We start from the raw sequence: 22503 nt of genomic DNA, 5'->3' as shown, positions 1-22503 counted from the left end.
AGGAGTGAGTTAGTCAACAGCTCGCGTCCCCAACCTCTCCGCGCTCCCGCTCTTACTCACTCCTCTGTACTCGTTCCTCCCCTTCCTCCCTCTCTCCTGGCACCAGCCCCCATGCTCCCCGACGTCCTCAACCACCTGCAGGCCCTGGTGTCCTACGACACCCGCAACCCGCCGCGCGAGATCGGCACCGGCGGTATCTTCGATTACCTGCGCAGCCAGCTCGACGGTTTCCGCATCGAAGTGACCGATCACGGCGCCGGCGCGGTGTCGATGCTCGCCGTGCGCGGCAACCCGCGCCGCTTGTTCAACGTGCATCTGGACACCGTGCCATCCTCGGAAGCCTGGAGCGCCGACCCGCACACGCTGCGCGTCACCGACGATCGCGCGATCGGCCTGGGCGCCTGCGACATCAAGGGCGCCGCGGCCGGACTGTTGGCCGCCGCCGCGGTGACCAGCGGCGATGCCGCGTTCTTGTTCAGCACCGACGAAGAAGCCAACGATGCGCGCTGCATCGACGGTTTTCTCGCCACCGAGCACGGTTTTCTCGAAGCCATCGTCGCCGAGCCGACGATGTGCGAGGCGGTGCTCGCGCATCGCGGCATCAGCTCGGTGCAGTTGCGTTTTCGCGGCGTAGCCGGCCATGCCTCCGGCGCGAACGCGATGCAGGCCAGCGCGCTGCATCAGGCGATGCGCTGGGGCGGCAAGGCCTTGGACTACGTCGAGTCGCAGTCGCACCAGCGTTTCGGCGGCCTGACTGGGCTGCGTTTCAACATCGGCCGGGTCGAAGGCGGGATCAAGGCGAACATGATCGCGTCCAGCGCCGAGGTGCGTTTCGGTTTCCGTCCGCTGCCGTCGCAGTCGATCGATGCGCTGCATGAACTGTTCGGAACGCTCAGCGAGGCCGGAGTGATCGAGCGTTACGAAGAAACCTTCCGCGGCCTGTCGTTGCCGGCCGGGAACGTCGCCGACGCCGAGCATCGTCGCCTGGAAGCGCGCGATCTGGCCGACGCGCTGGACCTGCCGATCGGCAACGCCGTGGATTTCTGGACCGAGGCCTCGCTGTTCTCGGCTGGCGGCTTGACCGCGATCGTGTACGGCCCCGGCGACATCGCGCAAGCGCACACCGCCGACGAATGGGTCGCACTGGAACAACTGCAGCGCTACGCCGACAGTGTCGCGCGCATCATGGGGAGCAACGGGTAATGAGCGTTTCGATGGACAATCATCTGCAAACGCGCCAGACCATCGTGCGGCTGCTGTCGAGCATGGCCAGCGCCAAGGAGATTTCGCAGTACCTCAAGCGCTTTTCCCAACTCGATTCCAAGCGCTTCGCGGTGGTCAAGGTCGGCGGCGCGGTATTGCGCGACGATCTGGCCGCGCTGACCTCGTCGCTGGCGTTCCTGCAGGACGTGGGCCTGACCCCGATCGTGATCCACGGCGCCGGCCCGCAGCTCGACGAGGAATTGTCGGCCGCCGGCATCGTCAAGCAGACCGTCAACGGCCTGCGCGTGACCTCGCCCGAGGCGCTGGCGATCGTGCGTCGGGTGTTCCAGTCGCAGAACCTCAAGCTGGTCGAAGCGCTGCAGTCCGGCGACGGCCGCGCGACCTCGATCATCTCCGGCGTGTTCGAAGCCGATTATCTGGACCGCGACACCTACGGTCTGGTCGGCGAGGTCAAGAAGGTCAACCTCGCGCCGATCGAAGCCAGCCTGCAGGCCGGTTCGATCCCGGTGATCGCCAGCCTCGGCGAAACCGCGGGCGGGCAGATCCTCAACGTCAACGCCGACTTCGCCGCCAACGAACTGGTGCAGGTGTTGCAGCCGTACAAGATCGTGTTCCTGACAGGCACCGGCGGCCTGCTCGACGACAACGGCAAGGTGATCGATTCGATCAACCTGTCGACCGAGTACGAGCACCTGATCGAGCAGCCGTGGATCAACGGCGGCATGCGGGTCAAGATCGAGCAGATCAAGGATTTGCTCGACAAGTTGCCGCTGACCTCGTCGGTGTCGATCACCAAGCCGGCCGAGCTGGCCAAGGAACTGTTCACCCACAAGGGCTCGGGCACTTTGGTGCGGCGCGGTGAACGCGTATTGCAGGCGCAACGTTGGGATCAACTGGACCTGGTGCGGCTGCGTTCGCTGATCGAATCGGCGTTCGGCCGCAAGCTGGTCGACGACTACTTCGAGCGCACCACGCTCAAGCAGGCCTACGTCAGCGAGAACTATCGCGCGGCGGTGATCCTGATCGAAGCCGAAGGCCGCACGTACCTGGACAAGTTCGCGGTGCTCGACGATGCCCAGGGCGAAGGCCTGGGGCGCGCAGTGTGGCAGGTGATGCGCGAGCAGAACCCGAGCGTATTCTGGCGTTCGCGCCACGGCAATTCGGTCAATCCGTTCTATTACTCCGAATCCGATGGTTGCCTCAAGCAGGAGAAGTGGAAGGTGTTCTGGTACGGCATGGACGGTTTCGACGAGATCGCCGCCTGCGTCGACTATTCCAGCCGCCGCGCGCCGACCCTGGAGGACTGAGATGAGCGAGCAGGGCAGCAGCGCCTGGAACGCACAACCTCGGTTGAGCGGTGAACACGTCGCGCTGGAACCGTTGACGCGCGCCCACGCCGGCGGCCTGCGCGCCGCGGTGGCCGATGGCGCGCTCGCGCGGCTGTGGTACACCAACGCGCCCGATGCCGACGGCGTGGACGCGTATGTCGAATCGGCGCTGGCGATGCAGGCCCGCGGCGTGGCCTGGGCGTTCGCGGTGCTCGACGCGCACGGCGAGGTGGTCGGCAGCACCCGTTATTACGACATGGATGCGAGCGTTCCGCGCGTGCAGATCGGCTACACCTTCTATGCGCCGCGGGTTCAACGCACCGGCCTCAATACCCAGGCCAAGTTGCTGTTGCTGAGCCATGCGTTCGAACAATTGAGCTGCATCAGCGTCGGCTTCGAAACCAGTTGGTTCAATCTGGCCTCGCGCGCGGCGATCGCGCGCCTTGGCGCCAAGCAGGAAGGCATCATCCGCAACCATCGCCGCCATGCCGACGGCAGTCCACGCGACACCGTCGCGTTTTCGATCATCGATGGCGAATGGCCGGCGGTAAAGCGTAATCTTCACTACAAGCTGCAACAGCATGGAGCCGGACAAGATGGCTGAGAGCATAGGCATCGTAGGCGCGCGCGGACACGTCGGCGCCGACCTGATCCGCCTGATCGCCGCGCATCCGCGGTTCGAGCTGGCGTTCGTGTCCTCGCGCGAACTGGCCGGTCAGAAGCTGGCCGATCACATTCCGCAGTACGCGGCCAAGAATCCCGATCTTCGCTACAGCTCGCCGAGCCACGAGGAACTGCCGGGTTTGGGCGCGGACGCGGTGGTGTTGGCGTTGCCCAACGGCAAGGCCGCCGATTGCGTGGCTGCGTTCGATGCGGCCGGCGCCGATCCGGTGCTGATCGATCTGTCAGCGGACTATCGCTTCGACGATCACTGGTACTACGGCCTGCCGGAACTGACCCGCGCCGGTTATCACGGCCAGCGCAGGATCAGCAATCCGGGCTGCTACGCCAGCGCGATGCAGCTGGCGATCGCGCCGCTGCTCAACGTGCTCGAAGGCCCGGTGCAATGCTTCGGCGTGTCGGGTTATTCGGGCGCGGGCACCAGCCCGTCGGACAAGAACGATCCCGAAAAACTGCGCGACAATCTGATGCCGTATGCGCTGACCGGGCATATGCACGAGCGCGAAGTCACTCGCCACCTCGGTCATCCGGTCGAATTCATGCCGCATGTGGCTGCGCATTTCCGTGGGCTGACCATCACCTCCAACCTGCATCTGTCGCGGCGTTTCGATCGTGAGGAGCTGGTCGAGCACTATCACCGTCATTACGACGGCGAACCGATGGTGCGGGTGCTGGACGAAGCGCCGTGGGTCAGCAGAATCGCCGGCAAGCACCATGTCGATATCGGCGGCTTCACGATGTCGGAAGACGGGCGCCGGGTGGTGGTGGTGTCGACCCTGGACAATCTGCTCAAGGGCGCGGCGACGCAGGCGTTGCAGAATTTGAATGTGGCGTTCGGGTTCGATGAGCTGGCCGGGATCGAGATCGATCCGGCTTGAGTGATTTTTTCTGTTGCTCTATCGGACTGTTGCCGTTGCTTTTGCCCCCTTTGGAAAAGGGGGCGAACGGCCGCGAAGCGGACGTGGGGGATTCGCTTTTGCTGTTGCTTTGTGGACCAGCAAAAGCAAAAGCGAATCCCCCCTAACCCCCCTTTTACAAAGGGGGGAACTGCTACGCGGCGAATGGGTAGTGCGCAGGTAAATCGAAAATCGAGGAAAGTCATGCGTCTGTCGCGGTATCTGTTGCCGACTCTCAAGGAAAACCCCGCCGACGCGCAGATCGCCTCGCATCGCCTGATGCTGCGCGCCGGGCTGATCCGCCAGGAAGCCGCCGGCATCTATTCCTGGCTGCCGGCCGGTCTGCGCGTGCTGCGCAAGATCGAGGCGATCGTGCGCGACGAGATGAACCGCGCCGGCGCGCTCGAACTGCTGATGCCGACCCTGCAGTTGGCCGACCTGTGGCGCGAAAGCGGCCGTTACGACGCCTACGGCCCGGAGATGCTGCGGATCAAGGACCGGCACGAGCGCGAACTGCTGTACGGGCCGACCAACGAGGACATGATCACCGCGATCTTCCGCAACAACGTCAAGTCGTACCGCGCGCTGCCGATGAATCTCTACCACGTGCAGTGGAAGTTCCGCGACGAGCAGCGTCCGCGTTTCGGGGTGATGCGCGGCCGCGAGTTCCTGATGAAGGACGCGTACTCCTTCGACCTGGACGAAGCCGCCGCGCGCCGCTCTTACCAGCGCATGTTCGTCGCCTACCTGCGCACCTTCGCGCGCATGGGCATCCGCGCGATCCCGATGCGCGCCGAGACCGGCCCGATCGGCGGCGATCTGTCGCACGAGTTCCTGGTGCTGGCCCAGACCGGCGAATCGGCGGTGTATTGCGACCGCGCCGTGCTCGACCTGCCGATTCCCGCCGCCGACACCGATTACGACGGCGATCTGAGCCCCATCGTGCGGCAATGGACCACGCCGTACGCCGCCACCGAAGACGTCCACGACTTCGAGCGTTTCGAACGCGAAGTGCCGGCCGAGCAACGCATGCAGACCCGCGGCATCGAAGTCGGCCAGGTGTTCTACTTCGGCACCAAGTACTCCGCGCCGATGAAGGCGCTGGTGACCACGCCCGAAGGCGAGGAACGGCCGATCCACGGCGGCTCCTACGGCATCGGCCTGTCGCGCCTGCTCGGCGCGATCATCGAAGCCAGCCATGACGAGGCCGGCATCGTCTGGCCCGACGCGGTGGCGCCGTTCAACGTGGGCATCGTCAACCTCGATCCACTCGACGCCGAGATCGACAAGGTCTGCATCGACCTGCAAACCGAATTGCAAGCCCGAGGCCTCGACGCATTGCACGACGACACCGACGAACGCGCCGGGGTCAAGTTCGCGCGCATGGACCTGATCGGCCTGCCGTGGCAGATCGTGGTCGGCAAGCGCGGCCTGAGCCGCGGCGTGGTCGAACTCAAGCGCCGCGCGAGCGGCGAACGCCTGGAGCTGTCGCCGGCCGATGCGTTGGCTCGTGTCCTTGCGCCTTAAGGCGTAAAAACGAGTGCAGAGGAGTGAGGAGTGAGTAATAAGTCTATAAACGAGTGCAGAGAAGTGAGGAGTGAGTAAAGGCCAAACGGAAGCGACCGCTCTTACTCACTCCTCACTCCTCTGAACTATTTCCTTCTCCTCCGAGCCCGCCCCCATGTCCGATCTGCTTTGGCAAAAACCCGGCGTCAAGGTCGACGCGCGCATCCAGAATTTTCTCGCCGGCGAGGATGTGATCCTCGACCGCGAGTTCTTCGTGTTCGATATCCAGGCCAGCCGCGCGCATGCGCAGGGTCTGCAGCAGATCGGCATTCTGACCAGCGAAGAGCTTGATGGCCTGTCGCGCGAACTGGACGTGTTAGCCGACGACTTCACCGCCGGCCGCTTCGTCCTCGATGAGCGCTTCGAAGACGGCCACTCGGCGATCGAAGGCCGCTTGATCGAACGCCTGGGCGATGCCGGTCGCAAGATCCACACCGGTCGCAGCCGCAACGACCAGATCCTGGTCGCCACGCGCCTGTGGCTGAAGGATCGTCTGGCGAAGCTGTACGCGCTGTGCCGCGAGACCGCCGAAGTCGCGCTCGCACGCGCCGACGCCGAGCGCGCGTTGCCGCTGCCGGGTTACACCCATCTGCAGCGCGCGGTCGTGTCCAGCGCCGGCATGTGGTGGGCGGCCTGGGCCGAAGGCTTCATCGACAACGCCGTGCGCGCGCGCCAGACCCTGGACTGGGTCGATGCCAATCCGCTCGGCAGCGCCGCCGGTTACGGCGTCAACCTGCCGCTGGCGCGCGATCACACCACCGCCGCGCTCGGCTTTGGCCGCATGCAAGTGTCGGCGGCGTACGCGCAGTTGTCGCGCGGCAAGTTCGAACTCGGCGCGATCGACGCGCTGTCGACCGCGGTGCTCGACCTGCGCCGGCTGGCCTGGGACCTGAGCCTGTTCACCAGCGCCGAATTCGGCTTCGTCGCCTTGCCGGCCGAGTACACCACCGGCAGTTCGATCATGCCGAACAAGCGCAACCCCGACGTGATCGAATTGATGCGCGCCAGTTACGCCAGCATTGCCGCCGGCCGCAGCGAGATCGAGCATCTGCTGTCGCTGCCGTCGGGCTATCACCGCGACCTGCAATTCTCCAAGGGCGCGATCTTCCACGCCTTCGGCCGCGGCCTGGGCGCGCTGGAACTGCTGCCGGACCTGCTGCGCAATCTGGAATGGAAGCCGGAAAAACTGCGCGCCGCGCTCGATCCGTCGATGTACTCGACCGATCTCGCCGTCGATCTCGCGCGTCAGGGCCTGCCGTTCCGCGACGCCTACAAGCAGGCCGCCGATCCGGCGCGCTGGGCGCAGGGCGATCCCGAAGCCAGTCTGGCCGCGCGCGTGTCGCCCGGCGCGGCCGCGGATCTGCGTCTGGACGAGTTGCAACGACGACTGCAGGACCTGACATGACGGACGCTGATACGCATGCCGCGGCAGAGGATTTTCCGGCGCAAGCTTTGCCCGCATGGCGCCGCGCCGTGCTCAAGGTCGGCAGCAGTCTGCTGGCTGGATTCGCCGATCAAAGCGGCGGCGGCCTGGACCCGCGTTATGCCGCCGGGCTGGCGCGCTTCATCGCCGATGCGCGCGCGCAGCAGCGTGAAGTGGTGCTGGTGTCGTCCGGCGCGGTCGCGGCCGGTCGCAGCCGCATCGAAGCCGGCGGCAACGGCATCGTGTTGCGGCAGGCGCTGGCGTCGCTCGGTCAGGCTTCGCTGATCGCGTTCTGGCAGGGCTTGTCGCCGGTACCGGTCGCGCAGGTGCTGCTGACCCACGACGATCTGCGCAATCGCCGCCGTTATCTCAATGCACGCGCCTCGCTGCGCGAACTGTTGCGATTGGGCGCGCTGCCGGTCATCAACGAAAACGACACCGTCGCGGTCGATGAGCTCAAGCTCGGCGACAACGACAATCTTGCTGCCGCGGTGGCGTCGTTGGTCGATGCCGATCTGCTGCTGATCGCGACCGACATCGGCGGCCTCTACAGCGGCCACCCGCAGCGTGATCCGAACGCGCGGCCGATTTCGCAAGTCGCCGCGGTCACGCCCGAATTGCTGCTCGCCGCCAGCGGCGGCGCCGGTACGCTCGGCACCGGCGGCATGCGCACCAAGCTCGAAGCCGCGGCGAAAGCCGCGACCGCCGGCGTCGCCACCGCCTTGTTCTGCGGCCGCGATGCGCAGGTGGTGGCCGCGCTCAGTGAAGGCCGTTTGCACGGCACCCTGGTCGCTGCGCGCACCGATCGTCTGCGCGCGCGCAAGCAGTGGCTCCGGCATGCGCCGGCCAATGGTTGTCTGCGCATCGACGCGGGCGCGGTCGCCGCGCTGCACGAGCGCGGCGCCTCGCTGCTGCCCGGCGGTGTGGTCGCGGTCGAAGGCGAATTTCGCCGTGGCGACGTGGTTGAACTGCGCGCGGCGAGCGAGGGCAGCGCGGTGCTGGCGCGCGGTCTGGTGCAATACAACTCGGTCGAGGTCGGCCGGCTCAAGGGCCGGCACAGCCGCGATATCGAGGCGCTGATCGGATTCCGCTACGGCGAATCGCTGGTCCATCGCGACGATCTGGTGCTGCTCGAGCGCGGCGACACGGCGGCGGCTTCGCCCGGACCGACTCAACCCTTCGACGACGACGCATCGGATGCGCGGATCGCACCGTCACAGGAGTTATCGCAATGAGCGGCTACGTACGAGCGTTGGCGGAACGCGCGCGCGCCGCCTCGGCCGTGCTGGCGTCGGTGGACGGCGCGACGCGCCGCCGCCTGATCGAGGCGATGGCCGCGCAGCTCGATGCCTCAAGCGAACGCGTGCTAGCGGCCAATGCCGAGGACCTGCGCCGCGGTGTCGAGTCGAATCTCAGCGACGCGATGCTAGATCGGCTCAAGCTCGATCCGGCGCGGCTGAGCGCGATCGCCAACGCCCTGCGCGAAGTCGCCGCGCAGCCCGATCCGCTCGGCGAAGTGACCCGTCGCGAGCAACGGCCGAATGGCCTGGTGATCGAACGCCAGCGTGTGCCGCTGGGCCTGATCGCGATGATCTACGAAGCCCGCCCCAACGTCACCGCCGACGCTGCGGCGCTGTGCCTCAAGGCCGGCAACGCGGTGTTGCTGCGCGGCGGTTCGGAGGCGCGCGCCAGCAACGCCGCGATCGCCGCTTGCCTGCATGCGGCCCTGCGCGAACACGACTTGCCCGAAGCGGCCGTGTCGCTGATCGAAGACACCGCGCGCGAGCATGTGCTGGAACTACTGCAGCTGTCCGACTTGATCGACCTGGCGATCCCGCGCGGCGGCGAAAGCCTGATCCGTTTCGTCGCCGAGCATGCGCGGGTGCCGGTGATCAAGCATTACAAGGGCGTGTGCCATCTGTATGTGGACCGCGCCGCCGACCCCGAACTGGCCTTGAATCTGCTGGTCGACGGCAAGGCCTCGCGCCCGGGCGTGTGCAACGCGCTGGAAACGCTGCTGGTGCATCGCGATATCGCTGAAACGTTTCTGCCGCGCGCATTGGCGGCGCTGACCGCGCGCGGTGTCGAGGTGCGCGGTTGTGAGCGCACGCGCGCGCTCGCAGGCACGGCGTCCGCTGCTATCGGCGCGGCCGACGAAGCCGATTACGCCGCCGAGTACCTGGACCTGATCATCGCCGTGCGCGTGGTCGACGATATGGAGCAAGCGCTGGCGCATATCGCCCGTTTCGGTTCCGACCACACCGAAGTGATCGCCACCGCCGATGCCGAAACCGCCGAAAGTTTCGTGCGTCGCACCCGCAGTTCGGCGGTGATGGTCAATGCTTCATCGCGCTTCAACGACGGCGGCCAGCTCGGCCTCGGCGCCGAGATCGGCATCTCGACCACGCGTCTGCACGCCTACGGCCCGATGGGCGTGGAATCGCTGACCATCGAGCGCTTCGTCGTGCGCGGGGAAGGGCAGGTGCGGCATGCGGAGTCGTTGACCGGTCGCGATTGACCCGCGGCGAGCGGTTTCCAATCGCGGTGTTCCCGCCGTCGTTCGCGCGAACGCAGGCGGGTTTGCTGCGGTGAGAAGGCGTCGCCCCCGAGGTCGACAGCAGGCCGTGGAAGACGCGCTGGGCGTGCTCGCCACAAACCACTTCATGGATACGGCTGCCGTCATCGCCGCGGCGATCGGCGCACTGGAAGCCGAATCGACCGATGTCGCCATCGATCAGATCGACCAGAGCATCGCCAAGTACGCCGAGTTGCTGCGCACGCACCGGACTGAGCGGTCAAAGTCCCGCTACGAGTTTTTTGCCGGAACAGTCGGCACGGTGGGATGTCGATAACCGTCGTCGCCGGCATTCTTCGCGGATGGCGGGCAAGTCCGCTTTCAGCCATAAGCAGACATCCAGACACTCGATCGCACAGGCCCCGCCGGCGCCACCCGCAAAGGACTAGGTATTGAGCTGAGGGATCTTCGCGAACTCTTCGGTAATGAAGTCCATGAAGACAATGGCTCTCTTCGAGATCAACCGGTTGGCTGCGTACACGATCTGCATGGGCACCGGCGGAGCGGAGAACTCATCAAGAATGATCTGGAGATCACCAGACCTGAGCCCGTCTTCGAATAGCCAGGCTGGGCCTTGGCCTATGCCAAGACCCGCGCGGACCGACTCGCGTGATGCCTCGGGTGAGTTGACGCGAATTCGGCCCGAGACCGGAATCTCCTCATCCTTGAAGCGCCATGTAGCCCCTGATGCAAGCAAGGTGTAGATGACGCAGTCATGATGTTTCAGGTCAGACGGCACCTGCGGTGTCCCTCGCTTTTCCAGGTAGCCCGTGCTGGCCACGCATGCGCGCTTGAAAGACCCGATACGTCGCGCGCGCAGTGAGCTGCTGTCCAGATGCCCGATGCGGATGGCCAGCTCCGCGCCTTCGTCCAGCAAATTGACGAAGCGGTCGCTGATCTGAAGATCGAGCTCCAGATCGGGATACCGCTGCAGGAAACCGGGCACCAACGGCATGACGTACATGTGGGACAGCGCCGTCGGACATGCCACCCGCAGCAGCCCCGACGGCATGACGTTTTCCCGTAGCGACATCTCCGATTCGGAGACCGCGTCGAGTATGCGACGGACCTCCGCGTAGTAGCGCTCACCTTCGGGGGTCAACACGAGCTTGCGCGTGGAGCGATTGAGCAAGCGTGTCTGGAGATGATCTTCCAGTGCAGCCACATAGCGACTGACGTTGGGCTGCCCAATGCCGATGTCGCGGGCCGCAGCAGAGAAGCTGCCGGTTTCGACCGCGCGCGCGAAGCAGGTCATAAGCACAAACCGATCCATCTACTCCTCCGAGCTATGCGCCATTCGCATAAATGCTATGCGATAACCGGGTCTTATGACGATTGAAGCATGGGTGCATGCTTTCCGCCAACGAAGGTCCGCCACTCTGGCGGGCCTCATCCCGGACCCCAAGGAGCATCCCCATGTCCCGTCTTGCAGGCAAACGCACTCTCATCACCGGCGGCACCAGCGGCATCGGCCTGGAAACCGCCAAGCAATTCTTGGCCGAAGGCGCACGCGTCATCGTCACCGGAGTGAATCCGGACTCGATCACCCAGGCGAAGGCGACCCTCGGGAGCGACGTTCTGGTACTGCGGGCCGACTCCCGCAGCGTCGCCGCACAGCAAGAACTGGCCCAGGCCGTACAGGCCCATTTCGGCCAACTGGACGTCGCGTTCTTGAATGCGGGGGTCGCGGTCTGGGCGCCGATCGAACAATGGAGCGAGCAGGCGTTCCAGGCGTCCTTTGACATCAACGTCAAGGGACCGTTCTTCCTCATGCAGTCACTGCTGCCGGTCTTCTCGACGCCTGCCTCGGTCGTGCTCAACACCTCCGTCAGCGCCCATGTGGGCGCCGCCCAGTCCTCCGTCTACGCCGCGACCAAGGCCGCGTTTCTTAGCATGGCCAGGACGCTCTCAAGCGAGCTGTTGGGACGTGGCATCCGCATCAATGCCGTCAGTCCCGGCCCGGTCCAGACGCCGCTCTACGACAAACTCGGCGTCCCCGATGCCTACCGCGCGCAGCTCGATCAGGACATCGCAGCGAGCGTTCCGCTTGGGCGTTTCGGCACGCCTGAGGAAGTCGCCAAGGCGGTGGTGTACTTGGCCTGTGATGAGTCGAATTGGACCGTCGGCGCGGAAATCGTCGTCGATGGCGGACGCATGCTCAACGGCTGAGTGCGTCCTGCCCACAGGAGGCGGCCAGAACAGGCCGCCAGAACAGGCCGCCTGTGAACCTGGCGCCAAGCGACGCAAATGGCGGGCGTTTCGACTCACGCGGGCCTTGGCGAGCCCTGCGGTCTGAGCTGCGACTCGACGCTGACCGCATCTGATCCATCCAAGCCATCACCCTTTGGTGCATATCGCCATGTCCGAATCCATGTTGAAGCTCATCAGCCATCCCCTTTGTCCCTTCGTGCAGCGCGCAGCCATCGTCCTGCTCGAAAAGGGCGTCGCGTTTGAGCGGATCCACGTGGACCTGGCGGCCAAGCCCGACTGGTTCCTGGCTCTGTCTCCCACGGGCAAAGTTCCGCTGCTATTGGTCGGCAAGCCCGATGGCAGTGAAGTTGTCATCTTCGAGAGCATGGTGATTTGCGAGTACCTCGAGGAAACCCAGAGCGGCGCACCGATGTACCCCCAAGACGCACTGTCGCGTGCTCGCCAGCGGAGCTGGATCGAGTTTGCCGGCTCGACGCTGTCTGATGCCTGGCGGTTTCTTCACGCAACCGATCGCATCACGGCGGAGACGAGGCAGGCCGCACTCAGGACGAAACTGGAGCGGCTGGAGATCGAGCTTGGCGCTGGTCCGTACTTCGACGGCGCCGTGTTCGGCATGGTCGATGCCGTTTTCGCGCCGGTATTCCGGTATTTCGCAGTGCTCGATCCCGCCATATCCCGCTCCGTCTTCGACAAGCTGCCTCGCATTGACGCGTGGCGATCTGCGCTGGCGGCCCGATCCAGCGTGATCCATGCCGTCGGTGCGGACTACGCATCGAGGCTTCGCGAGTACCTTCACCAGCACGGTTCCTTGCACATCGCCTGATCCACCGACACTACGCGGCAGCACTACAGTCAACGCCAAATAGGCCGTTCGGGCATTAGACGATGTCTGCGCAGGGTCGCAAGCGGCTATGCAGGGCGAAGTAGCGGTCTGGTACTCCCTGTGTAAACCCCTGACGCCCGCGGAAGGGCCTGTCCTAGGTAAGCCGTTTATCCGATAGCTGCGCCAAGATCTGCGCCCGGCAGACATCCAGGATTTCGTCCGCGAGCGGCGCATCGTCGGGGCAGGACCTCGACAACACCACCGCGCCGATGGCCTGCGCCATCAGGGCGATCCGGCGCGCGCGCACCTTGTCGCTTGTGTTGTCGGCCGGCCGCCCCTCGTGGTGCGCCGGACCCGCCAGTTGACGCTCGATCCCGGCGGCGAAGGCCGCCTTGACCGATTCCGGCTGACGCGCGGCATCCGCGCATAGCGCAGCCATCGTGCAACCGTCGCCCGGCTTGTCCCGATGCGCTCGGGAGAGGTAGTGCTTCACGAAGTCCGCCAGATCGACGCCCGTCGCGGCGTCCGCGGACTGCGCCAGACCGCAGCTTGCCGCTTCCGCCATCAGGTCGGTCTTGGAGCCGAAATGTTTGTAGAAGCCGCCGTGGGTAAAGCCGGCGGCCGCCATCAGGTCCGCGACGCCCACGCCGTCGTAACCGCGCTCCCTGAACAGAGTCGACGCGGTTTCGACGATGTGCGCCCGATTTGCCTGCGCCTGTGCCTTGGTGACCTTCATAGCCGATCTCTCGCGATGTCCCGCCTGCCAGCGGAAGCCTGGGATCTTACAGCATAGATGATGTTCATAATCAAACCATTGACTTCAAAGATTATGATCGTCATCATTATTGCCGTTACCAAAACACGGCGGCCGGGAACGAGCGCTCCCTCGGCTCATCGACGATCACCATCTCTGACACGACATGACCAACACGACGCTTTTCCAGCCCTGCACACTCGGCCAGTTGACCCTCGCGAACCGCATCGTGATGGCGCCGCTGACGCGCAACCGCGCCGGCGCCGGCCTGGTGCCCAGCGCGCTGGCCGCTACCTATTACGCTCAGCGCGCCTCGGCCGGTCTGATCATCACCGAGGCGACGCAGGTCTCCGCCCAGGCGCAGGGCTACCAGGACACTCCCGGCCTGTACACGCAGGAACAGGTCGATGGCTGGCGCAAGGTCACCGATGCCGTCCACGCCCGCGGCGGGCGCATCTTCGCGCAGTTGTGGCATGTCGGCCGCGTCTCGCATGTCGATCTCCACGGTGGCATCGCGCCGGTGGCCCCTTCGGCCATCCGCGCCCACACCAAGACCTTCGTCAACAACGCTTTCGCCGATGTCTCCGAGCCGCGAGCGTTGGAAATCTATGAGCTGCCGGGCATCGTCGACGACTTCCGCCGGGCCGCCGCCAACGCCATCGCGGCCGGTTTCGATGGGGTGGAAATTCATGGCGCCAACGGCTATCTGCTCGAACAGTTCATCAAGGACGGCGCCAATCAGCGCACCGATGCCTACGGCGGCTCCATCGAGAACCGCGCACGCTTGTTGCTGGAGGTCACCGCCGCGGTGGTCGAGCAAATCGGTGCCGACCGCACCGGCGTGCGCATCTCGCCGGTATCGCCGGCCGGGGCCATTTCCAGCAGCGACCCGCAACCGCAGTACGACTACCTCGTCGAACAACTCGATGCGCTGGGCATCGTCTACCTGCATGTGGTGGAAGGCGCCACAGGCGGCCCGCGCGACGTGGCGCCGTTCGACTTCGATGGCTTGCGCCGTCGCTTCACGCGCACTTACTTGGTCAACAACGGCTACGACCTGGAACTGGCCAGCGCCCGCCTGGCCGAGGGCAAGGCAGATCTGTTCGCGTTTGGCCGGGCCTTCATCAGCAACCCCGATCTGGTCGAACGCTTGAAGACCGGCGCGCCGCTTGCGGCCTTGAATCCGGCGACGTTGTACGGCGGCGGCGCCGAGGGCTACATCGACTACCCGGCCTTGACCGACGCCCGCGCACAGTAAGCCTGCTCGCGAGACCGCGATGAAGGCGCTTCGCTCGGCGCCTTCCCAGTTCGACGCCACGCCACCGTACTTCGTCCAGGCCGCACAACCCACCCACAGGCGCATCCTCATGAAAGCCTTCATCATCGATCGGTACGGCAAGAAAGAAACCGGCCGCATCGGCGACATGCCCGAGCCGGATCTGCGGGACGATGACGTCCTGATCCAGATCCACGCCGCGGGCGTCAACCCGCTGGACTCCAAGATCAGCAGCGGCGAGTTCAAGCTGATCCTTCCGTATCGCTTGCCGCTGATTCTGGGCAACGAAGTCGCCGGCACGGTAGTGCGCGTTGGCGCGCGCGTGGATCGATTCAAGCCGGGCGACGAAGTCTATGCACGCCCCGACGATGATCGCATCGGCGGCTTCGCCGAGTTCATCGCCATCAAGGCATCGTCGCTGGCGCTCAAACCCACGAACCTCAGCATGATCGAGGCCGCCGCGCTTCCCATGGCGGCCCTGACGTCCTGGCAGGTGCTGGTCGAAACCGCCAAGCTGAAAAGAGGACAGAAAGTGCTGATTCATGCCGGTTCTGGCGGCGTCGGCAGCATTGCCATCCAGCTCGCCAAGCACCTCGGCGCTTTTGTCGCCACGACCACCAGCACGGCCAACATCGCCTGGGTGAAAGCCTTGGGCGCGGACGTCGTAATAGATTACAAGCAGCAGGATTTCGCCACGGTGCTTCGTGACTACGACGTGGTGTTGAACAGTCTGGGCAACGACGAACTGAACAAATCCCTGCAGATCCTCAAGCCCGGCGGCCATCTCATTTCCATCTCCGGGCCGCCCACCCCGGCGTTCGCAGCCGCGCGAGGACTGGCTTGGCCGCTCAAGCTGGTGTTGCGCCTGTTGAGCCGTGGCATCCGCACGAAGGCCAAGCAGAAGAATGTCGAATACACCTTCGTCTTCATGCGCGCCGACGGCGCGCAGTTGAGTGAGATCACTCGCCTCGTAGAATCAGGCGTGATCCACCCGGTCGTCGACAGAGTATTCCCGTTCAAGGATACCCACGAAGCTCTGGCCTACGCAGACGGTGGCCGCGCCAAAGGCAAGGTGCTGGTGCAAATCAGGTAGCTCGTATGCATGTCGGCGCGCAGGCCTTGCAGGCCTCGGGATTGCCTGGCCGTTCCAGTCGGCAGCGCAGCGACGTGAGTGCATACAAAGGTGTCCACGTCGGCAAGCGTGCGCTGGCGACCGGCGCATCCAGTGGCGTGGGCTCGGCGGGTTTCCACTAGCCGCCTGGCTTCACTTCGCCTTATCTTGATCATGTCGTCGACCTCGGCGCTTTTGCGATCGGTCGCCCCCGTTCCTATTCACGTCGGCAAGGTTGCGGCGTTCAAGCGAACAGCGGCCTAAGCGAACGCCGGCGACCGGTCCAAGCAGAAGCCGAACAAGTGACGCTACGGCGGTTCGTAAGCGGGGAAGACACCCGGCGACCAGCGGCGCTTGTTCGTCCCGCGCTCTATCGATCAGCAGTCTTGCTCGACGCTCGCCGAGCGTGGGCAGGCATTGCGCGAACGCCTGCCGGCCGCGCTCGAACACGATCCGATTCACGCGCCAGCCCTTGCGGCGTTGAATGAAGGTGCGCGCGACAGCAGGCGTCGACCATCGTACTCACGGTTTGCCTGTCTTCGCCGCGCACTTCGTCGATAGCCATCCGGGTCGCTGGAGAGCGCCATGAACCGAGCCATCTCGTCGCAGGCGTGGAAGCTGATCGCGAAAACGCTGGGCGTGGATGAAGCCAGCCTGAGAGCGGTCGCGGAAGTCGAGTCGTCCGGCGGCGGGTTCATGCGCTCGCCTTCGCAACTGCCCAAGATCCTTTTCGAGGGCCACGTATTCCATCGCCGGACCAAGGGACGCTTCGGCGTCAGCCATCCCGGGCTGAGCTATCCGCGCTGGGACCGAAGCAAGTATTCCGGATCGGTGGCGGGCGAATGGAAGCGGCTCGACGCCGCCATCGCGCTGGATCGCGTCGCCGCGCTGGAATCCGCGAGTTGGGGCGCGTTCCAGATCATGGGCTTCAACTACGCCACATGCGGATTCGACGATGTCGAGGCCTTCGTTGCCGCGCACAGGGAAAGCGCGGACGCGCAGTTGGCCGCGTTCGCGCGCTTCATCTCGCGTCCGAGATTCCTCAACGCATTGCGCGGCCGGAATTGGCAAGGCTTCGCGGCGGCGTACAACGGACCGGGCTTCGCGAAGAATCGCTATGACACCAAGCTCGCGAATGCCTATGCGCGGTTCGCCAACCCGAACCAATGACCGAATAGCCCTGGTTGCCATTGGGCCGGGATGCCAGTGAAGTCTCCTTCAAGAATTGGTCTGGACAACGATCATGTCGAACCGGATTTCAACTCAGCTTGTTTTTCCGTCTTTGCTGGCGCTGGCATTCGTTTTCGCGACATTCCATCCGGCGTGCGCGCAGGTTTCCGCTGCGCGCGACACCACGACATCCGCCGGCGCGGGCGTCGCCGCTGCAGAATACCCAAGTCCGGCTGATCCGACCACGGCGCCGATAGCGATCCCGAAAGTGACCGGCGTCGACGAAATCATCGAGCTCAACGATATCGCCAGGGTCACGGTGGCGAACTTGAAAGAGTGGTCGGCCACCAACGACCCGGCCAAGCTCGTTCCTTTCATCGACGGAAGGGCGGTCCGCGGCAACTACGCGGAGGAAATCCACCCGCGTAGCGGCCGTCTGTTTTTTCATCTGAAGATCAAGCCCGAAAACACCGAACTGTGGACGGATCTGCTCGGCGCGCCGCAGAGCATCCAGCGACCGGTCAGATTCAGCGTTGGGCTGGAGGATCGTTCGCCGTTCGAAACCGTCTACGACGAGCGCAATCCGATCCAGATGGTGGTCATCTCTCCGGTGTACGGCGTGATCGCGGCGATCGTCGCCTTGCTCACTGTGGTCCTGTTCGTCCGGCTGGCGCGCAAGACCAGCATCATTCGCGACCCGGGCCCCGATCCAGCCTGCGGACGGGCCAAGGCCTACAACCTGGGCCGCACCCAGATGGCGTTCTGGTTCTTTCTTATCTACGTCTCCTACCTGGTGATCTGGCTGGTCACCGACCGGCTCGACACGATCACGGCATCGCTGCTCGGACTGATGGGGATCAGCGCCGGCACGGCCTTGAGCGAAGCGCTGATCGATTCCGGCAAGAGCACCGCACGCTCGGAGCAGCGAAGGGGACTGGCGGCGGAACGACAGGCGCTGGAGCAGACCGTCGCCGACTTGCAGTCACGCCGCGCCGCGCTGGATCTGGCGACCCCGGTGTCGTCCGACAACCTGGCCCACCGCGACAACCTCGACAAGCAGATTCAACAGGCGCGAATGCGGATCGCACAGACCGAGCAGCAGCTGCCATCGCTCGAATCGACGAAATCGGCGCGCGCGACGCGCGGATTTCTTCGCGACGTGATGGCCGATCGCCATGGCTATTCCTTCCATCGCTTCCAGATTTTCGCCTGGACGATCGTGCTTGGAATCATGTTCATGTCCTCGGTCTACAACAACCTGAGCATGCCCGAATTCAGCGCCACGCTGTTGGGGCTGATGGGCCTGAGCTCGGGTACCTATATCGGATTCAAGTTTCCCGAGAAGCACGAATAGCGGTCGGGCCGCGGCGGGCGCGAACCCAGGCCGAAGCAGGCCGAGTGGATTCCAGCCGGACGGTCGTGAAACCACGCGCGTCCCGTTCTGTTTCGAGCGACAACATCCGTTGCGATTTCACATCGGCGCGGTCGCGACGTTCAACCGAAGAGCGGCTCAAGCCGGGATGCAGTGAGGCGGCCGCCACGTCGACGTGCGAGCGATCGCACGAATCCAAGCCTGACGAAGCGTCGCATCGGGCCGCGGCGCGATCAGGCGCGCCAGGCACGCAGTGCCGACATGGCCGCGAACACAGCCGAACAGATCACGCCGGTGCGCGGCGCCTCTTGTGCGCCGCGAGCGAGCCGCGCGCTCATTTACCACGAAGGAGACAGGCAATGGGATGGGAAAACGTTTATCCGAGCAACGCCAAGGGAAAGACTCCGTTGCGGAATTTCAGCATCAAGGCCCTGGTATACGACAACCTCAAGCGGGTCCAGGACATCCCCGCCGACCAGTGGACGGCGCAGATCAACACCTCCGTTCAGCAGACCCTGCAACAGTCCTACATGAACAACATGCAGAAGTGCGCCAAGTGCGTCGCTCTGGTCTGGGGCGTGTACGGTCAGATGCATGCGCAAAAGGAGTCGATGGGGGAACTGGTCAAAGCGATGACCGCCTTCGTTCCGACCTCGGGCCCCGCCAGCGTCGGCGACCTGATCTCGATGGCGGCGGAAGTCGCGAAGGATTACATCGGAAGCTACCGCAATGCGGTCAACTCACAGATCCAGGCCCGCGCGTTGTCGCAGGAGCAGCTGGCCATCCTCGCACTTCTCAATCCCGCGTCATGGAGGCAGGACGAAACCCTCGCGCAGTGGGCGGAGCAGTTGCTGGATATCGGCGAGTACGGGATACGGTTCGTGCAGTCGGGTGATAACGCAGGCAGCATCGATCAGGTCAATGTCGACGCGATGGAGGAATACGTGCGGGTCGTGCGTCCGATGCTTTATCTGTATCGCCAGAAGTACGGCACGCTCAAGTTGACGTCCGTGGTGTGACGCGGTCCGGACATACCGCTGGGTTCGGAATCACGTTCCAGCGCGGACAGGCCATTTCCGGCCATCTCGGCGCCCAAGGAACTGCGCAAGCTGCGACTGCGTAGCGTCCGGATCGCTTCGTCGCGGTTCGTGTTGTCGCGGTCGCGGCTTGCGCCGCTCCTACAGTCGGAAATGGTGCTTCGAATGCTCGCTGTAGGAGCTGCGCAAGCTGCGACTGCGTAGCATCCGGACCGCTTCGTCGCGGTTCGTGGTGTCGTGGTCGCGGCTTGCGCCGCTCCTACAGTCGGAAATGGTGCTTCGAATGCTCGCTGTAGGAGCTGCGCGAGCTGCGACTGCGTAGCGTCCGGATCGCTTCGTCGCGAGTCGTGGTGTCGCGGTCGCGGCTTACGCCGCTCCTACAGTCGGGAATGGTGCTCGCTGACTACTTGCCTGAAATCGAGGGGCGGCGATCAGCATCGCGCAGTTGCCGCGCGACCATCCCGCACTCGCTATGCCAGCCTCAGGACGAGTCCGTGCGTCCGCGAGTTGTCGCTTGCCCGATGTCGCACCGTCCGCGGGCGGTTTCGCTCCGGTTATCGCCGGCTCCGTCGCATCGGCCCCTCCCGAATACTCCGACCCGCAAGTTCGTATCGCGGCCATGCGACCATTTGCCCCGTTCGCTCATCCATGGCAATACGGCCGCCCTTCGCGGCCAGGGGAGAAAGGGATGCTTCGCGCTGTCGCGGTTTGTTTCGTAGTGCTGTCTTTGCTGTCCGGCCCGGCGTTCGCCGTCTCGGACTATCCGTTCCCCGCCGCCGCGATCGACGACCGAGCCGAGCTGGATCGGGCCATGCCCAAGCTCGCCGGGCAGGTACTGGCCGATTACACCGACGCCGACCGGGTTCGTTATCTGGGCAATGCCGCGCGCTTGCAGATCGTCGCCGGGCAGTACCCGCAGGCGCTGGCGTCGATCGAGGAACTGCGCCGGTTGTCGCCGCTCGGCGGGCCGCCGCAGCAGCGCGCGACGATGGCGCAGTACGAGATCTACGCCGCCAGCAAGCAACTGCAGGCGCGCGAACGGATCGATTTCGACACGGCGTTCCGGCGTAGTTTCGAGACGGCGTTCGGGGCGATGGACGATCGCGCCGCGGCCATCGCGATACGCGGGTTCGGCGGCGATCAGTTCGACCTGGCCTCGGAGCAGCAGGCAGTGGACGCCGCGCTGTCGGCGCAGAAGGGCAAGCCGCGGATCGATCAGGCGGCCGCGCTGGCGCTGGTTCGCCGCTATATGATCGCCACGGCCTATCGCGAGTTCAAAGCGCAGGCCGCCGAGCTGTTGGCGGCCGACGACGCGCGGCGGTATCTGATCCAGCGCGATGTCGCGGTGCGCACGCCCGAGGGCGCGACCGTGTGCGCGCTGATCGTGCGCCAGCGCTCGGCGCCGGCCAAGCTGCCGACGCTGCTCAACTTCACCATCTACGCCAATCCGGCGACGATGCTCAACGAAGCGCGTCGCAGCGCGGCGAACGGCTATGCGGGCGTGACCGGGCTCAGTCGCGGCAAGGGCTGCAGCCCCGATACGCCGGTGCCGTACGAGCACGACGGCGCCGATGCGGCGGCGTTGATCGACTGGATCGCGGCGCAGGACTGGAGCGACGGGCGGGTCGGCATGTTCGGCGGCAGCTACGAGGGCTTTACCCAATGGGCGACGGCCAAGCATCGGCCGAAGGCGCTCAAGGCGATGATGCCGTCGGTGACCGGCGCGCCCGGGATCGACGTGCCGATGGAGGGCGGCATCTTCTACGGTTTCCAGCATTACTGGCCGTTCTATGTCGCCAATAACAAGACCTTGGACAACGCGCCGTTTGAAGACAACGCGCGCTGGCGGCGCATGTTCCGGCAATGGTATGTGGAGGGCGGCGCCTATCGCGAGCGCGACAAGATCGACGGAACCACCAACGTGCTGTATCGGCGCTGGATGGATCATCCCGACTACGACGCCTATTGGCAGAGCATGATCCCGTATCGCCAGGAGTACGGCGCGATCGATATTCCAGTGCTGACCACCACCGGTTACTTCGACGGCGCCCAGATCGGCGCGCTGCATCATCTGCGCGAGCATTACCGCTATCGGCCCCAGGCCGAGCATTACCTGGTGGTCGGTCCCTACGATCATTTCAGCGGCCAGCGCGGCACTGTGGTGGCCGGCAACAGCGTGCGCGGTTATACCGTCGATCCGGTCGCGCACATCGACATCGGCCAGTTGCGTTACCAGTGGTTCGATTACGTGTTCAAGGGCGCCCCCAAGCCGGCGTTGCTGAAGGATCGGATCAACTACCAGGTGATGGGCGCGAATGTCTGGAAGCACGCGCCGTCGTTGGCGGCGATGGGGCCGCGCCGGCTGCGTCTGCATTTCGGCGCGGCGCGCGAGGACGGCACCTGGACGCTGAGCGAGAAGGCGGGCAAAGACGTGGCGCCGATCGTGCAGACCTTGAATCTGGCCGAGCGCGGCGATGTCGACCGGATCAGTCCGGGCGGCAATGCGGTCGACACGGCCATCGACACGGTCGGCAGCGTGGTGCTGGTCAGCGAGCCGTTCGCGCAGGCGGTCGAATACAGCGGCTTGTTCGGCGGGCATCTGGAACTCAAGACCAACAAGCGCGATCTTGACCTGCATGTGGATCTGTACGAACTCACCGCGAAAGGCGAATACGTCGAGTTGGCGCGGTATCAATCGCGGCTGAGTTATCAGGGCCATCCCGAATACCGCCGCCTGCTCACGCCGGGCCGCCGCGAGCGCTTCGATTTCAGCGCGGGACGGCTGGGCAGCCGCCAATTCCAGCCCGGCAGTCGGGTGGTGGCGCTGCTGTGGCCGGGCAAATCGCCGCAGGACCAGATCAATTACGGCAGCGGCAAGGATGTCAGCGATGAGACGTTGGCGGATGCGGGGGAGCCGTTGCGGATCGAGTGGTTGGGTGGGAGTTGGTTGGAGGTGCCGCTGGCGGAATAGAGGTTGTATCGCCTGATCGCGAGACCCCGCGGCTTGACATGGAAAGTCTCATTCTCTGAGGCATGCAGGGAGCAAAGTCGTGCAT

General features: G+C 64.8%; 19 protein-coding genes. 17 read left to right on the top strand and 2 right to left on the bottom strand.

The annotated features are described in order from the left end of the window. Window positions 1-111 precede the first annotated feature (111 nt). From AC3A4T_RS00620 to AC3A4T_RS00580, 9 genes are all read left to right on the top strand, one after another. Entirely contained in the window at window positions 112-1203 is a 1092-nt protein-coding gene (locus tag AC3A4T_RS00620; RefSeq protein ID WP_487673625.1) for an acetylornithine deacetylase, read from the top strand. Beyond that, complete coding sequence (locus AC3A4T_RS00615; protein ID WP_487673624.1) at window positions 1203-2531, top strand: acetylglutamate kinase; 1329 nt, start codon at window positions 1203-1205, stop codon at window positions 2529-2531. Before AC3A4T_RS00620 ends, AC3A4T_RS00615 begins: the two co-directional genes overlap by 1 nt. A gap of 1 nt (window position 2532) precedes the next feature. Then, window positions 2533-3156, top strand: a complete 624-nt coding sequence (locus tag AC3A4T_RS00610; protein ID WP_487673623.1) for a GNAT family N-acetyltransferase — start codon at window positions 2533-2535, stop codon at window positions 3154-3156. Continuing rightward, complete coding sequence (gene argC / locus AC3A4T_RS00605; RefSeq protein WP_487673622.1) at window positions 3149-4111, top strand: N-acetyl-gamma-glutamyl-phosphate reductase; 963 nt, start codon at window positions 3149-3151, stop codon at window positions 4109-4111. The genes AC3A4T_RS00610 and argC overlap by 8 nt, the downstream gene beginning before the upstream one ends. A gap of 222 nt (window positions 4112-4333) precedes the next feature. Then, window positions 4334-5656 carry a proline--tRNA ligase gene (gene proS / locus AC3A4T_RS00600; protein ID WP_487673621.1) on the top strand — a complete coding sequence of 441 codons (1323 nt, stop codon included), beginning with the start codon at window positions 4334-4336 and terminating at the stop codon, window positions 5654-5656. Between the two features lie 154 nt (window positions 5657-5810). Continuing rightward, a complete protein-coding gene (argH, locus tag AC3A4T_RS00595; protein ID WP_487673620.1) occupies window positions 5811-7100 on the top strand; it encodes an argininosuccinate lyase in 1290 nt (429 codons plus the stop codon). Then, window positions 7097-8353 (top strand): glutamate 5-kinase, encoded by a 1257-nt coding sequence (proB, locus tag AC3A4T_RS00590; protein WP_487673619.1) that lies wholly within the window; start codon window positions 7097-7099, stop codon window positions 8351-8353. The genes argH and proB overlap by 4 nt, the downstream gene beginning before the upstream one ends. Beyond that, entirely contained in the window at window positions 8350-9636 is a 1287-nt protein-coding gene (locus AC3A4T_RS00585) for a glutamate-5-semialdehyde dehydrogenase (protein ID WP_487673618.1), read from the top strand. Before proB ends, AC3A4T_RS00585 begins: the two co-directional genes overlap by 4 nt. Before the next feature lie 106 nt (window positions 9637-9742). Next, window positions 9743-9970 carry a hypothetical protein gene (locus AC3A4T_RS00580; RefSeq protein WP_487673617.1) on the top strand — a complete coding sequence of 76 codons (228 nt, stop codon included), beginning with the start codon at window positions 9743-9745 and terminating at the stop codon, window positions 9968-9970. 108 nt (window positions 9971-10078) lie between these two features. On the opposite strand, the gene AC3A4T_RS00575 is transcribed toward AC3A4T_RS00580, so the two are convergent. Continuing rightward, on the bottom strand, window positions 10079-10966 hold the full coding sequence (locus tag AC3A4T_RS00575; RefSeq protein WP_487673616.1) for a LysR family transcriptional regulator: 888 nt from the start codon (window positions 10964-10966) through the stop codon (window positions 10079-10081). A gap of 143 nt (window positions 10967-11109) precedes the next feature. Here AC3A4T_RS00575 and AC3A4T_RS00570 point away from each other — a divergent pair, with 143 nt between their 5' ends. Continuing rightward, on the top strand, window positions 11110-11862 hold the full coding sequence (locus AC3A4T_RS00570; protein ID WP_487673615.1) for an SDR family oxidoreductase: 753 nt from the start codon (window positions 11110-11112) through the stop codon (window positions 11860-11862). A gap of 190 nt (window positions 11863-12052) precedes the next feature. Further along, the gene (locus AC3A4T_RS00565) at window positions 12053-12727 is read left to right on the top strand and encodes a glutathione S-transferase family protein (RefSeq protein WP_487673614.1); all 675 of its coding nucleotides are present in this window, start codon (window positions 12053-12055) and stop codon (window positions 12725-12727) included. Between the two features lie 154 nt (window positions 12728-12881). On the opposite strand, the gene AC3A4T_RS00560 is transcribed toward AC3A4T_RS00565, so the two are convergent. Further along, window positions 12882-13463 carry a TetR/AcrR family transcriptional regulator gene (locus AC3A4T_RS00560; RefSeq protein ID WP_487673613.1) on the bottom strand — a complete coding sequence of 194 codons (582 nt, stop codon included), beginning with the start codon at window positions 13461-13463 and terminating at the stop codon, window positions 12882-12884. 184 nt (window positions 13464-13647) lie between these two features. On the opposite strand from AC3A4T_RS00560, the gene AC3A4T_RS00555 reads away from it, so the two are divergent. The 6 genes from AC3A4T_RS00555 (at window position 13648) to AC3A4T_RS00530 (ending at window position 22418) form a co-directional block, all read left to right on the top strand. Then, a complete protein-coding gene (locus tag AC3A4T_RS00555) occupies window positions 13648-14739 on the top strand; it encodes an alkene reductase (RefSeq protein WP_487673612.1) in 1092 nt (363 codons plus the stop codon). 109 nt (window positions 14740-14848) lie between these two features. Then, complete coding sequence (locus AC3A4T_RS00550) at window positions 14849-15850, top strand: NADP-dependent oxidoreductase (RefSeq protein ID WP_487674022.1); 1002 nt, start codon at window positions 14849-14851, stop codon at window positions 15848-15850. 657 nt (window positions 15851-16507) lie between these two features. Next, window positions 16508-17038, top strand: a complete 531-nt coding sequence (locus tag AC3A4T_RS00545) for an N-acetylmuramidase family protein (RefSeq protein ID WP_487673611.1) — start codon at window positions 16508-16510, stop codon at window positions 17036-17038. A gap of 73 nt (window positions 17039-17111) precedes the next feature. Next, entirely contained in the window at window positions 17112-18392 is a 1281-nt protein-coding gene (locus AC3A4T_RS00540; RefSeq protein ID WP_487673610.1) for a hypothetical protein, read from the top strand. A 377-nt stretch (window positions 18393-18769) separates the two neighbouring features. Continuing rightward, a complete protein-coding gene (locus AC3A4T_RS00535; RefSeq protein WP_487673609.1) occupies window positions 18770-19429 on the top strand; it encodes a hypothetical protein in 660 nt (219 codons plus the stop codon). 829 nt (window positions 19430-20258) lie between these two features. Continuing rightward, window positions 20259-22418, top strand: coding sequence for a CocE/NonD family hydrolase (locus AC3A4T_RS00530; protein ID WP_487673608.1), 2160 nt, complete (start codon window positions 20259-20261; stop codon window positions 22416-22418). The last annotated feature ends 85 nt before the right edge of the window (window positions 22419-22503 follow it).

The organism is Lysobacter sp. Soil_N_51, from assembly GCF_057655755.1.
The sequence above is the reverse complement of the archived record's forward strand: the minus strand, read 5'-3'. Positions and strand labels throughout refer to the sequence as shown.

What these genes read in the sequence shown, in the direction of transcription:
- AC3A4T_RS00530 (WP_487673608.1), top strand. Translation starts at nt 20,259, where the DNA reads ATGCCCAAGCTCGCCGGGCAGGTACTGGCCGATTACACCGACGCCGAC.
- argH (WP_487673620.1), top strand. Translation starts at nt 5,811, where the DNA reads ATGTCCGATCTGCTTTGGCAAAAACCCGGCGTCAAGGTCGACGCGCGC.
- AC3A4T_RS00535 (WP_487673609.1), top strand. Translation starts at nt 18,770, where the DNA reads ATGGGATGGGAAAACGTTTATCCGAGCAACGCCAAGGGAAAGACTCCG.
- AC3A4T_RS00565 (WP_487673614.1), top strand. Translation starts at nt 12,053, where the DNA reads ATGTCCGAATCCATGTTGAAGCTCATCAGCCATCCCCTTTGTCCCTTC.
- AC3A4T_RS00555 (WP_487673612.1), top strand. Translation starts at nt 13,648, where the DNA reads ATGACCAACACGACGCTTTTCCAGCCCTGCACACTCGGCCAGTTGACC.
- AC3A4T_RS00610 (WP_487673623.1), top strand. Translation starts at nt 2,533, where the DNA reads ATGAGCGAGCAGGGCAGCAGCGCCTGGAACGCACAACCTCGGTTGAGC.
- AC3A4T_RS00620 (WP_487673625.1), top strand. Translation starts at nt 112, where the DNA reads ATGCTCCCCGACGTCCTCAACCACCTGCAGGCCCTGGTGTCCTACGAC.
- AC3A4T_RS00540 (WP_487673610.1), top strand. Translation starts at nt 17,112, where the DNA reads ATGTCGAACCGGATTTCAACTCAGCTTGTTTTTCCGTCTTTGCTGGCG.
- AC3A4T_RS00585 (WP_487673618.1), top strand. Translation starts at nt 8,350, where the DNA reads ATGAGCGGCTACGTACGAGCGTTGGCGGAACGCGCGCGCGCCGCCTCG.
- AC3A4T_RS00570 (WP_487673615.1), top strand. Translation starts at nt 11,110, where the DNA reads ATGTCCCGTCTTGCAGGCAAACGCACTCTCATCACCGGCGGCACCAGC.
- argC (WP_487673622.1), top strand. Translation starts at nt 3,149, where the DNA reads ATGGCTGAGAGCATAGGCATCGTAGGCGCGCGCGGACACGTCGGCGCC.
- proS (WP_487673621.1), top strand. Translation starts at nt 4,334, where the DNA reads ATGCGTCTGTCGCGGTATCTGTTGCCGACTCTCAAGGAAAACCCCGCC.
- AC3A4T_RS00560 (WP_487673613.1), bottom strand. Translation starts at nt 13,463, where the DNA reads ATGAAGGTCACCAAGGCACAGGCGCAGGCAAATCGGGCGCACATCGTC.
- AC3A4T_RS00575 (WP_487673616.1), bottom strand. Translation starts at nt 10,966, where the DNA reads ATGGATCGGTTTGTGCTTATGACCTGCTTCGCGCGCGCGGTCGAAACC.
- AC3A4T_RS00550 (WP_487674022.1), top strand. Translation starts at nt 14,849, where the DNA reads ATGAAAGCCTTCATCATCGATCGGTACGGCAAGAAAGAAACCGGCCGC.
- proB (WP_487673619.1), top strand. Translation starts at nt 7,097, where the DNA reads ATGACGGACGCTGATACGCATGCCGCGGCAGAGGATTTTCCGGCGCAA.
- AC3A4T_RS00615 (WP_487673624.1), top strand. Translation starts at nt 1,203, where the DNA reads ATGAGCGTTTCGATGGACAATCATCTGCAAACGCGCCAGACCATCGTG.